The sequence below is a fragment of the Psychroflexus montanilacus genome (genome assembly GCF_020164535.1).
Taxonomy (GTDB): domain Bacteria; phylum Bacteroidota; class Bacteroidia; order Flavobacteriales; family Flavobacteriaceae; genus Psychroflexus; species Psychroflexus montanilacus.
Map to the genome: position 1 here is coordinate 989346 of NZ_JAIQZC010000001.1, position 15080 is coordinate 1004425.

The 15080-nt window shown below is 35.2% G+C and carries 17 protein-coding genes and 1 tRNA gene; 14 read left to right on the forward strand and 4 right to left on the reverse strand.

The annotated features are described in order from the left end of the window. Positions 1-4 precede the first annotated feature (4 nt). Positions 5-1651 carry an amidase family protein gene (locus tag LB454_RS04635; protein ID WP_224463454.1) on the reverse strand — a complete coding sequence of 549 codons (1647 nt, stop codon included), beginning with the start codon at positions 1649-1651 and terminating at the stop codon, positions 5-7. 190 nt (positions 1652-1841) lie between these two features. Here LB454_RS04635 and LB454_RS04640 point away from each other — a divergent pair, with 190 nt between their 5' ends. The 3 genes from LB454_RS04640 to LB454_RS04650 all read left to right on the forward strand — a co-directional run bounded on the left by LB454_RS04640 (position 1842) and on the right by LB454_RS04650 (position 3672). Next, positions 1842-2186: a hypothetical protein gene (locus LB454_RS04640; protein ID WP_224463455.1), complete on the forward strand. Its 345-nt coding sequence runs from the start codon at positions 1842-1844 to the stop codon at positions 2184-2186. A 227-nt stretch (positions 2187-2413) separates the two neighbouring features. Further along, positions 2414-3190: a prohibitin family protein gene (locus LB454_RS04645; protein WP_224463456.1), complete on the forward strand. Its 777-nt coding sequence runs from the start codon at positions 2414-2416 to the stop codon at positions 3188-3190. Positions 3191-3471: 281 nt separating this feature from the next. After that, positions 3472-3672, forward strand: coding sequence for a hypothetical protein (locus tag LB454_RS04650; RefSeq protein ID WP_224463457.1), 201 nt, complete (start codon positions 3472-3474; stop codon positions 3670-3672). 183 nt (positions 3673-3855) lie between these two features. On the opposite strand, the gene LB454_RS04655 is transcribed toward LB454_RS04650, so the two are convergent. Next, a tRNA-Arg gene (locus LB454_RS04655) sits at positions 3856-3929 on the reverse strand. Between the two features lie 61 nt (positions 3930-3990). Between LB454_RS04655 and LB454_RS04660 the strand changes: the two genes are divergently transcribed. From LB454_RS04660 to LB454_RS04690, 7 genes are all read left to right on the forward strand, one after another. After that, positions 3991-4503, forward strand: a complete 513-nt coding sequence (locus tag LB454_RS04660; RefSeq protein ID WP_224463458.1) for an adenine phosphoribosyltransferase — start codon at positions 3991-3993, stop codon at positions 4501-4503. Between the two features lie 127 nt (positions 4504-4630). Beyond that, positions 4631-5308, forward strand: a complete 678-nt coding sequence (folE, locus tag LB454_RS04665) for a GTP cyclohydrolase I FolE (protein ID WP_224463459.1) — start codon at positions 4631-4633, stop codon at positions 5306-5308. A 3-nt stretch (positions 5309-5311) separates the two neighbouring features. Further along, entirely contained in the window at positions 5312-6805 is a 1494-nt protein-coding gene (gene cysS, locus LB454_RS04670; protein ID WP_224463460.1) for a cysteine--tRNA ligase, read from the forward strand. A 3-nt stretch (positions 6806-6808) separates the two neighbouring features. Then, positions 6809-7072: a membrane protein insertion efficiency factor YidD gene (gene yidD / locus LB454_RS04675; protein ID WP_224463461.1), complete on the forward strand. Its 264-nt coding sequence runs from the start codon at positions 6809-6811 to the stop codon at positions 7070-7072. A 30-nt stretch (positions 7073-7102) separates the two neighbouring features. Then, positions 7103-7933: a prolipoprotein diacylglyceryl transferase gene (gene lgt, locus LB454_RS04680; RefSeq protein ID WP_224463462.1), complete on the forward strand. Its 831-nt coding sequence runs from the start codon at positions 7103-7105 to the stop codon at positions 7931-7933. Continuing rightward, entirely contained in the window at positions 7920-8402 is a 483-nt protein-coding gene (locus LB454_RS14040) for a DUF192 domain-containing protein (protein ID WP_224463463.1), read from the forward strand. The genes lgt and LB454_RS14040 overlap by 14 nt, the downstream gene beginning before the upstream one ends. Before the next feature lie 177 nt (positions 8403-8579). Then, positions 8580-8942 carry a CoA-binding protein gene (locus LB454_RS04690; protein ID WP_224463464.1) on the forward strand — a complete coding sequence of 121 codons (363 nt, stop codon included), beginning with the start codon at positions 8580-8582 and terminating at the stop codon, positions 8940-8942. Here the strand turns inward: LB454_RS04690 and LB454_RS04695 are convergent. Beyond that, complete coding sequence (locus tag LB454_RS04695; protein WP_224463465.1) at positions 8898-10352, reverse strand: sodium:solute symporter; 1455 nt, start codon at positions 10350-10352, stop codon at positions 8898-8900. The two genes, LB454_RS04690 and LB454_RS04695, sit on opposite strands and share 45 nt — an antisense overlap. 84 nt (positions 10353-10436) lie before the next feature. Here LB454_RS04695 and recR point away from each other — a divergent pair, with 84 nt between their 5' ends. The 3 genes from recR to LB454_RS04710 all read left to right on the forward strand — a co-directional run bounded on the left by recR (position 10437) and on the right by LB454_RS04710 (position 13616). Continuing rightward, on the forward strand, positions 10437-11060 hold the full coding sequence (recR, locus tag LB454_RS04700; protein ID WP_224463466.1) for a recombination mediator RecR: 624 nt from the start codon (positions 10437-10439) through the stop codon (positions 11058-11060). Positions 11061-11066: 6 nt separating this feature from the next. Continuing rightward, on the forward strand, positions 11067-12182 hold the full coding sequence (locus tag LB454_RS04705) for a glycosyltransferase family 2 protein (protein ID WP_224463467.1): 1116 nt from the start codon (positions 11067-11069) through the stop codon (positions 12180-12182). Positions 12183-12266: 84 nt separating this feature from the next. Further along, positions 12267-13616, forward strand: coding sequence for a dihydrolipoamide acetyltransferase family protein (locus LB454_RS04710; protein ID WP_224463468.1), 1350 nt, complete (start codon positions 12267-12269; stop codon positions 13614-13616). Positions 13617-13696: 80 nt separating this feature from the next. Here LB454_RS04710 and LB454_RS04715 read toward each other — a convergent pair whose 3' ends face one another. Continuing rightward, positions 13697-14626, reverse strand: coding sequence for an FKBP-type peptidyl-prolyl cis-trans isomerase (locus LB454_RS04715; RefSeq protein WP_224463469.1), 930 nt, complete (start codon positions 14624-14626; stop codon positions 13697-13699). 67 nt (positions 14627-14693) lie between these two features. Between LB454_RS04715 and LB454_RS04720 the strand changes: the two genes are divergently transcribed. Further along, positions 14694-15080 carry an RNA-binding S4 domain-containing protein gene (locus tag LB454_RS04720; RefSeq protein ID WP_224463470.1) on the forward strand — a complete coding sequence of 129 codons (387 nt, stop codon included), beginning with the start codon at positions 14694-14696 and terminating at the stop codon, positions 15078-15080.

The following is a 15080-nucleotide window of genomic DNA, read 5'->3' on the forward strand; positions in this document are numbered from 1 at the left end:
ATATTTAGTTAAGGTATAATTTCGGAGATGTTCGGTGTTTAGAAACCTCCTCATAAAGTTTGGCATAGCTATAAATGTCAGACTCTAAATAAGGTTTGGTTATAAAAGTAAGACCTTTGGGTTCACCCTTGCTAGTGTATCCCATAGGAACAGTAAGAGCCGGATATTTGGCAGCTGCAGCCTGACCAGCATTGTAATTATTGATAGATAGTACAGCATCGAGTCCGTTGGCCTGCATTGGCTTTTCAAAATAATTGATGCCCGATAAAAGTAAGCGCTCTCGCAAATCAATCAATTCTTTTTCTGTTAACTTTAGCTCTTCAATTCCTTCAAATCTCGCTTGTCCGTATGGAATTCTAAGTGTAGAATCTTGCCTATTAAATTGCATGACATCGTAAGCAGATTCTACGTTAACTTCATCAGATGCATAAGAGTTGAGGTAATTTTTGAGATCAATTTTCATATCGCCACTCAACAAATTACTAAACCCCTCAAAACTCATAGGCTCTGGTTCAATTTCAACAATTTCAGCTCCAAGTCCTTTTAAATCCTGAATTGCATTTTGATATAAAGAATCCTTCATGTAGGATTTATAAACCCCAAGTCTAATACCTTCAAGGTCATTTAAGGGCTCTATTTCCCAAGGCACTTTGGATTCTGAAGTGTTATCTTGAGATGATGCCATGGCAGAAAATAAAATTGAATTATCGATCAGGTTTTTAGAAATAGGTCCGGGTGTATCCAATGTACCCGAAATTGGAACAATACCATCTTGACTTAAAATACCGATAGTAGGTTTTAAACCAACGACCGACTGTTGGCTTGATGGAGACAAAATAGACCCTGAGGTTTCTGAACCCACTGCTGCTACAGCATAATTGGCAGCTACTACCACAGCACTTCCAGAGCTTGAGCCGCCAGTATCAAATTTTCTTGCACCATAAGGATTAAGAGTTTGACCTCCTACAGCGCTATAGCCATTTGGACAACCATCGCATAGGAAATTGGCCCATTCACTCAAATTCGCTTTACCCAAAATAAGTCCACCATGTGATTTCAAATTTTTTATAATTGTAGCATCATTTTTGGGTTGATTATCCAATAAAGCAACGGCTCCAGCGGTGGTCGGCATATTGCTGGTGTTGATATTGTCCTTCAAAATAATTGGCATTCCATAAACAGGGTGCTTTTCACTTTTGGTGGAATTATCCAGTTTTTCAGCCTGAGCAACTACTTTGGGGTTGATAGAGATCATTGCATTAAGCGCAAGCTCTTTATCACTTTCGAAAAGAGCAATCCTGTACAAATACCATTGTGTCAACTCTTTATAAGAAAACAAACCTTCAGAAATTTGGCTTTGGAGGCTTGCTATATCCTGATCTAAAATGTAATCAGACAATTGAATATATTTTTCTTTAGAAAAGCCTTCAAGTTGATAAGTTACTGTTTCGATCAAATCATTTCTGTCTGAAACTTTGGATTGAATAAGTTCATATTGAAGCTGTTTAGATTCATTATCTGCATTCATTTTTATCAAACCAGTTTCATCATATGGAACCCATATCTGAAACTCTGGAAAATTTTCTTTTTTACAGGAAGAGAAAACTAGAACTGAAATTAATGCGAGGTAAACCAACCTTTGTATAGCCATAGAACCTAGTAATTATGATATTTAACTTTAGGCTGAAAATACGAATTATATACAATATGGCTAATTGGATCATCATTTAAAATTTATTAAAAAAGAATTTTGATATTTAATATAAATATGGTTAGTTTTATCAAATTTTAAAAATACTATCATCCTGAAAAAGACAGTATTACAATTTTAAAACCCTATTATGAAGCGCATCAACCTCATCGAAAATTTCAGATTGAAGTACAAAAATCTGATTCACCCAGACTTGATTTATTTAGGTTTATTACAAACTCCTAATGAAGTTTTTCTTGAAAAAATCATGGATTTTGAGCCAGAGCTCATCATTCAGCACAATCTTGAAAGCGTCATAGATAAAGACTTAGAGCCTTTTTTACCTTTTATCAAGGCTTCACTTTTCAACCCTTTAGTGGATATTAATGACAATGCCACCAGGTTTTTACTCCATATGGATCCATTAAGTATAGCGATGAATTACAGAGGGGTTTTTTCCGAAGAGGCTACGGAACAGCTCCTCAATTATATTTAAGTAGAATTCCTCAAAAAATCAATAGAGACATTTATACATTTAGTTGAGCTATGTTAGTGTATTGTTTTTGTACAGAATCTTTTAATTATTATTAATAATATTTATGTATATTATTAATAATTTAATTTAAATACCATTTAGCTAATAATAATTTATAAAAATTCCCCAAAATCTCATTTTTCATATAAAATGGCATACAGGTTGATATTTGATTAAAAACAAATATCATGAAAACAAAAACTATTTTAAGTATCGCATTTGCAGCACTATTCTTAAGTAGCTGCGCAGTCATCAGGCCTGGTGAAGTTGGAGTAAAGCAACGACTTGGTAAATTGAGTGATAAGCCTGTAGAAGAAGGTTTCCGTCTATTTAACCCTATAACTACAACTTATCTAAAAGTACTTGTAAGAACCAACAATGTTGAACAGACTCTACTATTACCCTCTAAAGAAGGACTCACTATTGTTTCTGAAGTTTCAGTACTCTACAACATTGAAAAAGATGAAGCGCCAAATATCATAAGAGACATTGGAAAAAACTTTGAGCGGGATGTGTTAATCAACACCTTGAGATCTTCTTCTGCTAATATCTCTGCAAAATACTTTGCAAAAGACATGCATAGCTTGAAAAGAAATGAAATTGAAGAATCCATCAAGGCAGACATGAATGAAATTTTAAATGAAAAAGGATTTGATATTCAAGCCGTTTTATTGAAAAGTATAAATCTTCCAGCCAGACTTTCTTCTGCAATCGAAGATAAATTAAGAGCTGAACAGCAAATAGAGGAACTTGAATTTCTGGTCCAAAGGGAAGAGAAAGAAGCCAATAGAAAAAGGGTTGAAGCAGAAGGTATTCGTGACTCACAAGCGATCATCAATGAAGGCTTATCTCCGATGCTTATTCAATTTCAGAGTATTGAAGCCTTTAGAGAGTTGAGTAGATCTCCAAATGCAAAAATTATAATTACAGATGGTAAAGCTCCTGTAATGTTGAATACCGATTAGAATTAAAAATTAATTTTTTCACTTTGTTTATGTTTTTTAGCTGAAAGCCATCTCCAAACCTGAGATGGCTTTTGGTTTTATAAATTAGAAATAAAAACAGCATTAAATGATGAATAGATAGAGGATTGGATATGAATCTTGCCCTAAAACAAATAATCCCAAACCGTCTTTAAACAAAGGTATAGACTTTGTAAAGTGATTTTGGCAGGATTAATATCCACAATAAGTTTAATGCTGGAAATCCTAGGAAATATGGAAATTTTTAATTTATTTTTTCCAGTATGCTCATGCACTTGCATGGTATAAAAACCACTGCTAACACAGCTATGGTTTTCTATTTATCTCCTCTCTTACAAATGCTAGTGGCTCTTGACGTTTGTATTGCAGGATTGGATACCCTGAATGAGTTCAATGCTGGAAATACAAAACCACTGCTATCGCAGCCTTGGTTTTCTATTTATCTCCTCTCTTACAAATACTAGTGGCTCTTGACGTTTGCATAGCAGGATTGGATATCCTGAATGAGTTCAATGCTGGAAATACAAAACCACTGCTATCGCAGTATAAGTTTTTATTTTTATCCTGCACTTACAAAAGCTTTAAACTTTTGACGTTTGCATAAAAATAAAAACCACACTTTTTTAAGTGTGGTTTTGTGCTTGTCGTGACCTCGGCAGGATTCAAACCTGCAACCTTCTGAGCCGTAATCAGATGCGCTATTCAGTTGCGCCACGAGGCCGTTTTGGGAGTGCAAATATATTTCTTTTTATACTTTTACCAAACATAAAACCATAATTATCATGCAACTCACCGATTATATTAGAACTATTGAAGATTTTCCTAAGGAAGGAATCTCCTATAAAGACATCACTCCCCTACTCATGGACTCCAAAGCCTGTACCTTTGCAGTTTCAGAATTGATAAAAGGTCTGGATGGAAAACCTGTAGATAAAGTCGTAGGCATAGAATCCCGCGGGTTCCTGTTTGGAATGCTTATAGCCAAAGCTCTTGGAGTTGGGTTTGTACCTATTCGGAAACCAGGAAAACTTCCAGCAAAGACGATTTCTCAATCCTATGATCTTGAGTATGGAAGTGATACTATTGAAATTCATGAAGATGCCATTCAAAGCGGCGAGCGTATTTTGATTCATGACGATTTACTCGCTACAGGCGGCACTGCAGCTGCAGCATGTCAATTGATAGAAAAACTTGGAGGAAACATCATTCAGTTGAATTTCATAATTGAGTTAGACTTCCTCAAAGGGCGTCAACTACTCCCCAATTCCAAAGTAAATTCGCTAATTCATTATTGAAACGCCTTCAAATTCAGAATAAATACAAAAGCTTAGTTAATTTATTTGTGAAAAGCTGATAAAGAAGAAACTTACAGTATCGAAAAGCGTAAAAAAGCTATCTTTGCAGCCACTAATTTTTTAAGAAATGTGCGAACACAAACACAATGAGTTGACGGATGAAATCGGAGATAATCACGTAGCTACCTCTTACGAGAATCCTATAAGAGATGATGCGTTTGAAATGTCTGACAAGGATAAAATTGAGAAGATTGAAGGTCACGTTTATGAGATCATGCAAACTTTGGGAATGGACATGACAGATGATAGCTTGATGGGAACTCCAAAACGAGTTGCCAAAATGTATGTGAATGAGATCTTTGGAGGGCTGAGTCCTGAAAAAAAACCCAAGGCATCTACATTTGAAAACAATTACAAATACGGTGAAATGCTTGTTGAAAAAAACATTACCGTTTACTCAACTTGCGAGCACCACCTTTTGCCAATTATAGGAAGAGCACACGTAGCTTATATCTCAAGCGGAAGAGTGGTTGGTCTTTCTAAAATGAACAGGATTGTGCATTACTATGCAAAACGTCCTCAAGTACAAGAACGATTGACCATGCAAATCGTAAAAGAACTACAAAAAGCTTTGAATACTGAAGATGTAGCTTGCATAATTGATGCCAAACACCTTTGTGTGAATAGTCGAGGCATCAACGACATTGAGAGCAGTACGGTAACAAGCGAATTTGGAGGCAAATTCAAAGATGAAAATGTGAGAAAAGAACTTCTCAATTACATAAAATTGGATACAAAATTTTAACTAATGGCTTTATACGAGCACCAGTCTTTAAAGATATACAATTCCATTTCTGGAGAAAAAGAAGAGTTCAAATCACTTACTGAAGGTTATGTAGGCATGTATGTTTGCGGACCTACAGTCTACAGTAATGTTCATTTAGGCAACTGCAGGACCTTCATTTCTTTTGATTTGGTGTTTCGTTACCTGAAGCATTTAGGGTATAAAGTTAGATACGTTAGAAATATTACAGATGCTGGTCATCTTGAAAATGATGGTGAAGAAGGCGAGGACAGAATTGCTAAAAAAGCGAAGCTGATGGAAATTGAACCGATGGAAGTGGTTCAAAAATATAGTGTAGACTTTCACCAAATCCTGGAAAAATTCAACAACCTCCCTCCCAGCATAGAACCTACAGCTACTGGTCACATTATTGAACAAATTGAAACCATCAAGACAATTATAGATAAGGGATTGGCTTATGAGGTAGACGGTAACGTTTATTTTGATGTGATGAAATATCACGAAAACCAATATTATGGAAAACTGAGTGGTAGAAAAATTGAAGATCTTATTTCCAACACCAGAGAACTTGCTGGTCAATCTGATAAGAAAAATCCACAGGATTTTGCACTTTGGAAAAAAGCTGAACCACAACACATTATGCGCTGGCCTTCACCCTGGGGAGTTGGTTTCCCTGGATGGCACCTGGAATGTACAGTCATGAGTTCCAAGTACCTTGGAGATCAATTTGACATTCACGGTGGCGGAATGGATCTAAAATTTCCTCATCATGAGTGTGAAATCGCACAAGGCCATGCTTCTAATGGAAAAGACCCCGTCAATTACTGGATGCACGCCAATATGCTGACGCTCAATGGTAAAAAAATGTCTAAAAGTACAGGAAATAATATCCTACCACGAGAGCTTTTTACAGGTGAAAATGAAAACCTATCCAAATCTTATACTGCTCCAGTCGTAAGGTTTTTTATGCTTCAAGCCAACTATAGAAGTATTCTGGATTTCTCTGATGAGGCTTTATCTGCAGCAGAAAAAGGATTTCATAAATTGATGGAAAGTCTTGCTACGCTTCAAACTATCAAAACCTCAACAACTTCAGACTTCGATGTTTCGGCATGGAGAGACAAATGTTATGAAGCAATGAATGATGACTTTAATAGTCCAATTCTTATTGCTCATTTGTTTGAAGCTGTAAAGCAAATCAATTTGGCTAAATCTGAAAAAATAAAATTGAGCAAAAAGAGTCTGGAATTGCTTAGCAAGACTATGAATGACTTTATTTTTGATGTCATGGGACTTGAAGATCTGGAGGAAAATTCTAAAGCAAGTAGCAATACTGATGATTTTGAAGAGTTGATTCAGTTTTTGATAGAAATGAGAAATCATGCGCGTCTCAATAAAGATTTTGAAACCAGTGATAAAATAAGAGACAAGCTTTTAGAAATGAATGTTGAGCTAAAAGATAGCCGAGAAGGAACAACATTTCAGATACATTCATAAGCCATGTGGCGAAAAGTGCTAATTTTTCCATTTGTAATTCTCATCAAGCTTTACCAATGGATTATTTCACCACTCTTAGGACCCAGCTGTAGATTTCAACCCACCTGTTCTCACTATTCTTTAGAAGCTTTCAAAACTCATGGGGTCCTTAAAGGTTTCTATTTGAGCCTCATGAGAATTTCAAAATGCCACCCCTGGGGGAAGTCTGGTTACGATCCTGTTCCAAAGCCCAAAAAACATCCAGATGAAAGGTCAACATTTCAATAATCTGTATATTAGCCATCAAATAATTTAAACATGTTCCAAGCTATCCAGTGGGATCCTTCATTAGGAATCGATTTAGGAATTATTACAATTCGTTATTATAGTTTAATGTTCCTCATTGCCTTTAGTGCTGGGTTTTATATTACTAAACGAATTTTTATTTCTGAAGGTGTTTCTCTAGAAAAACTAGACAAACTCCTCATTTATACTATACTTTCAACTCTAATTGGAGCCAGACTAGGCCATGTCATCTTTTATCAGCCAGAATTATTTTTAGAAGATCCGCTTTCTGTTTTTCTACCTGTAAGTTTTGTTCCAGAAATAGAATTTACTGGTTTTAGAGGTCTTGCCAGCCATGGAGCTGCCATTGGTATCGCCATTGGAATGTATTTCTACAGTAAAAAAGTAACCAAAAAATCAATTTTTTGGATTTTGGACCGTATTACGATGCCTGTTGCCTTTGGCGGTGCCTTTGTGAGAATTGGAAACTTTTTAAATTCCGAAATTGTTGGCAAGGCAACCCAGTCAGATTTTGGAGTTGTATTTGTTCAGCTAGGAGAAAATTTTGCGAGGCATCCAGCACAATTGTATGAGTCTGTTTGTTACTTTATCCTATTTGGAATTTTATCCCTTCTATTCTGGAAAACACAAGTAAAGCAAAAAATGGGTGTTCTCTTTGGAATCTTCTTTACTTTACTCTGGACCATACGTTTTATAGTAGAATATGTAAAAGAACCACAGGTTGCTGAGAGGGCTGACTGGGTATTCAATACAGGACAATTATTGAGCATTCCTATGATCTTAATAGGCCTAGGAATCATTTACTTTTCAAATAAAAAAGCGATGACAAGTGAAGTTTCTTAGATTAATTTCAGTCTTAGTTTTTATTTTTTCGATTTTCTCATGTCAATCAGATCAAAATCAAAACAAAGACATTACAATAGGTTTTGAGTTCAAAAAAGATACTCTTCTAAGGTTTATTCAGGATGAAGACACTTTAGACACTGCTTTTGAAATTGAATTGGCAGAATCTGACTATGAGAAAGAAACGGGCTTGATGCATAGGAAAGAAATGAAAGACAATCAAGGGATGCTTTTTATCTATACAAGTGAAGCTACCAGGCCTTCCTTTTACATGAAAAATACGTTTTTGCCACTGGATTTAATCTACTTTGATAAAAACATGAAAATTGTAGATTTTAATTTGAACACGATGCCACTATCCGAAGAACTCATCTCTTCTGAAATACCTTCTCTTTTTGTATTAGAAGTCAAAGCTGGGGTCGTAGAGAAATTTGACCTTAAAAAGGGGGATCAGATAATTTTAAACTAAAAAAGGCAATCTTTACGATTACCTTTTTATTTATAAAAAATGAGTTTACCAGAGGCTAATCCAAGTAAGAATATTTTATAGTATAAACGCACAAAAACACGCTTTGTTACGATTGTTAACAGACTTTAACAGATTGATAATCAAACCTAAACCTTACTTAAACAAAAAAATAGCCTCATGAAAACTAAAACACTCGTTGTAGGAGCTTCAGAAAAAAAAAGTAGGTATTCCAACCAAGCCATAAAGGCTTTGAAGCAAAAAGATCATGATGTTGTTGCTATTGGCAAGCAAAAAGGTCTTGTAGAAGGAATTGACATACAAACAGAGATATCTACAGAAGAAGACATTGATACAGTTACCCTCTACATAAACCCCAAGATTCAAAAAACATACGAAGACTTTTTAATCGATCTTGCTCCCAGGCGCGTCATTTTCAATCCAGGGACTGAGAATCCTGAGCTGAAAAATAAGCTTAAAGGAAAAAACATTGAAACATTACATGCTTGCACTTTGATTTTGCTGGGAACGAATCAATATTAAGCCGAAAAAGGTTAAAAACCCATTCAGAATCAAGATAAAGAAACCAAATTCAAAATTCAGAAAAGAAAAGCTTAAAGAACTGATGACATAGGATAGTATTGGAGATAAGATAGCAATAAGCGGTATCCAATTGTCCTTAACTTTCCACTTTGTAAACAAACCAAACGCATACAAACCAAGTAAAGGTCCATATGTATATCCAGCGAATTCAAATAACTTATTGATCACGCTTTTATCTGCAATAGCATATTTGAAAATCATCATTACAGCAATCAAAACTAAAGAGATGATAATGTGAATAAGTTTTCTAACTTTGGTTTGGGAAGTTTCAGAATAACGTTTCTGAATATCTAAGATATCTATACTTATGGACGTAGTAAGTGAAGTAAGCGCACTATCGGCACTGGAATAGGCTGCTGCTATGAGCCCTAAAATAAAAGTTACTGCCACAGCAACTCCTAGCGCTCCTGAAGTGGCTACAGCAGGGAATAAATCGTCTTTGGTTTCTACTATTCCTGCTAAATCTGCATAATCTGTAAGCAATAAGCCTAAAAGCAGAAATAAGAAATTCACGACCGTGAGGACAAGTGTAAACCAAAAAATATTTTTTTGAGCATCTTCAAGTGTTCTACAGGTTAGGTTCTTTTGCATCATATCCTGGTCCAGACCTGTCATAACTATAGCAATGAACATTCCTGAAATGAACTGTTTAAAAAAGAAATCTGAACTCTTATAATCATCGAAAAAGAAAATCTGGAAATTATCATGAGTACCTACATAAGTCCAAAGATTTTCTATTTGGAGTGCATCTGAAATAAAGTAAATGGAGATTCCTAAAGCAATAAGCATGAACAAGGTTTGCAAAGTGTCTGTCCAAACAATAGTTTTAATCCCACTTCTAAAGGTGTATAACCATATCAATAAAATTGTGATACTCACTGTCACATAATAAGGAATACCCAGAGCATCAAACACAATAAGCTGAAGTACATTGGCTACCAAAAAAAGTCTAAAACTGGCTCCCACTATTCTGGATAGAATGAAATAAGAAGCGCCTGTTTTGTATGCGCTATTTCCAAAACGGGTATCCAGATACGTGTAAATTGAAGTCAGATTCAACCTGTAATAAAGCGGCATTAAAACTAAACTTATAACCGCATAACCTATAGTGTATCCGAGTACAACTTGAAAGTAGCTAAAACTACTAAAAGCTACGGTGCCTGGGATGGATATAAAAGTCACACCACTCAAAGAAGCACCTATCATTCCGAAAGCTACTAAATACCAGGGAGACTGCTTGTTGGCCTGAAAAAACTCTGAGTTACTACCGCTTTTATTGGTTAAAAAGGATATAAGTATAAGGACGACAAAATAAGCTAAAACGAGAAGTAGAATCTGGTAAGCTTGCATATTTCAGAGTTTGGCTGGCGAAAATACAAATGTTTTCTTAAGATTTTTATAAAAAGAACACTCAAAATTGTATTTTAGCCCGGTATGGAATTTTCATCTAAGTATCTTGAAAAAGCAATAGAAGAAATTGCAATGCTACCAGGAATAGGTAAGCGCACAGCACTTCGGTTGGCTTTGCATTTATTAAAACAACCTCAAGTACAAACTACAGACCTTGCAACTGCCTTGGTTGATCTCAAGACTAAAGTAAAGGAGTGTAAGAGCTGTCATAATATATCAGACCAAGAACTTTGCGGGATTTGTAAAGACAAATCTCGTGATCACTCTATCATATGTGTGGTTGAAGACATTAGAGACGTGATGGCTATTGAAAATACCGACCAGTACAAAGGAATGTATCATATTTTAGGGGGTAAAATAAGTCCCATGGACGGCGTTGGCCCTAATCAACTAAATATCGAAAGTTTGGTTTCTAAAATCAATACGGGCGAGGTCAACGAAATTATCTTTGCGTTAAGTAGCACTATGGAAGGTGATACAACCAATTTTTATATTTATAAGCAAATAAAGTCATCTCAACAACATTTGAAAACATCTACTATTGCCAGAGGAATTTCAATAGGAGATGAATTGGAGTATGCAGATGAAATCACTCTTGGCAGGAGTATTTTACAACGAGTACCCTTTGAAAATTCATTGAAAAATTAAAATTTATTGAAACTCTCTGTTGTCATATTAAACTATAAAGTCCCACATCACCTGATGTTGTGCTTGGATAGTCTTACAAAAGCTACTGAAAATATTGAAGCAGAGCTAATTGTCGTTGATAACAATTCTGAAGACGAAAGCTGCGAGTTGGTCAAAATGTACTTCCCTAAAGTTACTTTTATTAGCAATAGCGAAAATTTAGGATTTTCTAAAGGGAATAATATTGGGGTACAAATAGCTAAAGGTGAATTTCTCTGTATTTTAAATCCTGACACAGTTGTTCCTGAAAATTGCTTTACAAACCTTTTTGACTACTACCAGGGCTTAAAAAATCCTGGAGCTATTGGAGTACAACTTATAGATGGATCTGGAGAGTTTTTGGAAGAAAGCAAACGGAATGTCCCTACACCACGTGTAGTCTTACAGAAACTCACGGGAAATTGTTCTTCTTATTATAATCACAGCCTGAGACACCAAGGAGAAGGTCCTACAGATATTTTAGTTGGTGCTTTTATGTTTATGAAAACAGAGATATATAAAGAGGTTGGTGGTTTTGATGAAGATTACTTCATGTACGGAGAGGATATAGATTTGAGTTATAGAATTTTAAAAGCAGGTTATCAGAATTATTATTTGGGTTCGACAAAAGTTTTGCATTTCAAAGGAGAAAGCACAACCAAAGATCAAGTCTACTTAAATAGGTTTTTTAATGCCATGTATATTTTTTACAAGAAGCATTTCAAAAATTACAAAAGATCATTTAAACTTGTAAAGCAGACTCTAAAGCTTACTATGGCTATAGAAAAAATGAGGTTGAAAGCTATTAAAGTTCAAAACCAAGAATTTAAAATAGTACACCTTCTTTCGAAAGATAAATGCTTACAGAATAGAATTCAAACTAAATTTTACTCTAACGTCAATTTTGATTCTGTAATAAATTCAGAAGTTAAGGATAGCTTTATCATTATGGATGCTAATGAAATTGAGTATAAGGAGTGCATCGATATCATAACAAAATACAGATCCAAGAACAATGCTTTCAGAATTAAACCAAGAAATTACGAATATATGATTGGTAGTGAGAGTAAATACAGGAAAGGAGAGGTGATTGATCTGAGTTAAGAAGATAAAAACTTAGCAATCTAACTGGTACAATTTTACTAAATTTGCAAATTCAAATACAAAAACACCTATTAGGTTACATATATGGCAAAAAAAGAATTAAAATTACCCAAAATGGGAGAAAGTGTTGCCGAGGCAACCATTACTAGCTGGCTAAAAGAAGTTGGCGATACCATTGAAGCTGATGAGGCAGTTTTAGAAATTGCTACAGACAAAGTTGATTCTGAAGTCCCAAGTGAGTATGATGGGGTATTGGTAGAAAAATTATTTGAAGTTGATGATGTCGTCAAAGTTGGCGAAGTAGTTGCAATTATAGAAGTGGAAGGCAGCGATGATGACTCCTCGGAAGATGTTGATGAAGATGATGAGTCAATAGAGGTGGAACAAGCAGCTTCTGCTGTTGAAGACAGTGTAAAAGAAGCGAAATCTACTGCTGATTCTACTACAAATTACTCTGAATCTTCAAGATTTTACTCACCGCTAGTAAAGAATATTGCAAAAAAAGAAAATGTGTCTTTAGATGAACTTGAAAGTATCAAGGGAACTGGACTAGACGAAAGAGTGACAAAAGATGACATCTTAGCGTATGTTCAAGATAAAAAAGAAGGCAGGATTTCTTCACCTCAATCTACTCCAGATGAAAGCTCATCTAAAAAAAGAGAGCAACCTAAACAAACGGAAGCTCCTCAACCTCCTAAAGTAAATACACCAGTAAATATTAATGCTGAAGACGAGGTTATAGAAATGAGTAGAATGGGTAAACTCATCTCAAGCCACATGATTGCCAGTACACAAACTTCTGCACATGTGCAGTCCTTCATCGAAGTAGATGTTACGGACATTTGGAACTGGAGAAATAAGCACAAGAATGAATTCCAAAAAAGAGAAGGTGAAAAATTAACGTTTACGCCTATTTTCATGGAAACTGTTGCCAAAACTATAAAAGACTTTCCCAAAATTAATATCTCTGTAGACGGTGATATAATTGTTATGAAAAAACATATCAATCTTGGAATGGCAGCAGCTTTACCAGATGGCAACTTAATTGTTCCTGTAATTAGAGACGCAGATCAACTTAACTTACTTGGTATGGCCAAGAAGGTAAATGACCTCGCGGGCAGGGCTAGAGATGGTAAGCTTAAACCAGATGAAACTCAAGAAGGTACGTATACCGTTACCAATGTTGGAACATTTGGTAGTGTAATGGGCACACCAATCATTAATCAACCACAGGTTGGAATTTTAGCTTTAGGAGCCATAAGAAAGGTTCCTGCAGTTATTGAAACTCCACAGGGAGATTTCATCGGGATTCGCTACAAAATGTTTCTATCTCACAGCTATGACCACAGAGTTGTGAATGGTGCTCTAGGTGGACAATTCATCCAGCGGATGAAAGAATATTTAGAAAACTTCGATACAGAAAGAAGCATTTAATAAGAGTTATATCAATAACAATAAAGCCCTTAAAACTTTGTTTTAAGGGCTTTATAATTTAGCTAAATTTTGTGTGATAACTAATTATTCTCTGGAAAGGTAGGGTCTAAGTAATCAGGTGTGCCGTTTCCGTTGGAGTCTGGAAATGGTAAAATCAAATTTCCATCTTCATCAAAGTCAATTTCCTCTCGAGTGGGTACTCCATCTCCATCATCGTCGGAATCTGCAAAATTTGGCACTCTATCTCCGTCTGTATCGTCGTCATTTAGTCTTCGATTCTCATTAATGTCTTCCATCCATGAAGGAATACCATCTCGATCATGATCTGACTCTAAAGATTTATATAATTGAATATTAAAAACAATAGGTTCGTAAGCAGAAATACCAGAATTAGGTGGTGGTGCCGAAAAATAAGCTATCCCTGAAGGTATAAAAACTGAGCCCATTCCAAAATCATCGTTAAACACAACTGTTCCGTCAGAATTTTGTTGATCCGGATCAATACCTGTTGAACCCCTAAATTCATCCATTACCTCATAAAAACCGATAATATTATTGGTCAGGTCGAACCATACTGGATTTGGTGAATTGTCAAAGGTTTCTCTATTGTTGAGTGAAAACCCGTTATAGGTTACCAATACTGAATCTGCATAAGTTGGCTTTCTAACGGTTTCAGCTCCTTCTCTAAGTTGAAGGTAATATAAAGTGTAATCTACTTCAAGCTGACTCACAGTTTTAGATTTCAAAAACTCAGATTCCATAACAGGTTCTTTATCGGTATCATCTTCTCCAATTTCTCTGTAAACAATACTTTGAAAATTTGGATTTTCTGGGTTGTCTACTAATTCATAATAATGTGTTTCTAAAAAAGTTTCAATCTGCTCCATGTTTTCAGCTTTCACTTCTTCAACATCTCTAACCACAACTTCAACCCCTCCATCATCATCATCTGAACTACATGATATTATTGCAAACAAGGTGAATATTAAAACTAAATTCTGTATTTTCATTTAACTGTAATTTTGGGGGCAAGATACGATTTTCTTATATTTTTGCTTAGAAATAAATTTGAATTTGATGAGAGTAGATAAATACTTATGGTCAGTAAGATATTTTAAAACAAGAAGCATTGCCACAAATGCCTGCAAAAAAGGTCATGTCAAAATAGGCGGTGAATCTGTGAAACCATCCCGTAACGTTTACCCTACCGACAAAATTGAAGTTAGAAAAAATCAAATCAATTATCAAATTGAAATATTAGACTTACCAAAATCCAGAGTAGGCGCCAAACTGGTAAGCATTTACTGCAATGACATTACACCTAAAGAAAATTTAGAAAAACTCGATTTGCTTAAATATTCTCAAGATTATTACAGAAAAAAAGGTTCTGGAAGACCTACTAAAAAAGATAGAAGAGAAATAGATGACCTCAAAGAAAACATCAAAGACGACATAGAAGAATAG

Bases quoted from the DNA above. Each gene is read 5' to 3' on its own strand.
- LB454_RS04650 (WP_224463457.1), top strand. From the start codon at position 3,472: ATGCTCATGCACTTGCATGGTATAAAAACCACTGCTAACACAGCTATG.
- LB454_RS04690 (WP_224463464.1), top strand. From the start codon at position 8,580: ATGAAAACTAAAACACTCGTTGTAGGAGCTTCAGAAAAAAAAAGTAGG.
- recR (WP_224463466.1), top strand. From the start codon at position 10,437: ATGGAATTTTCATCTAAGTATCTTGAAAAAGCAATAGAAGAAATTGCA.
- cysS (WP_224463460.1), top strand. From the start codon at position 5,312: ATGGCTTTATACGAGCACCAGTCTTTAAAGATATACAATTCCATTTCT.
- LB454_RS04720 (WP_224463470.1), top strand. From the start codon at position 14,694: ATGAGAGTAGATAAATACTTATGGTCAGTAAGATATTTTAAAACAAGA.
- yidD (WP_224463461.1), top strand. From the start codon at position 6,809: ATGTGGCGAAAAGTGCTAATTTTTCCATTTGTAATTCTCATCAAGCTT.
- LB454_RS04660 (WP_224463458.1), top strand. From the start codon at position 3,991: ATGCAACTCACCGATTATATTAGAACTATTGAAGATTTTCCTAAGGAA.
- LB454_RS04645 (WP_224463456.1), top strand. From the start codon at position 2,414: ATGAAAACAAAAACTATTTTAAGTATCGCATTTGCAGCACTATTCTTA.
- LB454_RS04715 (WP_224463469.1), bottom strand. From the start codon at position 14,626: ATGAAAATACAGAATTTAGTTTTAATATTCACCTTGTTTGCAATAATA.
- LB454_RS04710 (WP_224463468.1), top strand. From the start codon at position 12,267: ATGGCAAAAAAAGAATTAAAATTACCCAAAATGGGAGAAAGTGTTGCC.
- LB454_RS04640 (WP_224463455.1), top strand. From the start codon at position 1,842: ATGAAGCGCATCAACCTCATCGAAAATTTCAGATTGAAGTACAAAAAT.
- LB454_RS04635 (WP_224463454.1), bottom strand. From the start codon at position 1,651: ATGGCTATACAAAGGTTGGTTTACCTCGCATTAATTTCAGTTCTAGTT.
- folE (WP_224463459.1), top strand. From the start codon at position 4,631: ATGTGCGAACACAAACACAATGAGTTGACGGATGAAATCGGAGATAAT.
- LB454_RS04695 (WP_224463465.1), bottom strand. From the start codon at position 10,352: ATGCAAGCTTACCAGATTCTACTTCTCGTTTTAGCTTATTTTGTCGTC.
- lgt (WP_224463462.1), top strand. From the start codon at position 7,103: ATGTTCCAAGCTATCCAGTGGGATCCTTCATTAGGAATCGATTTAGGA.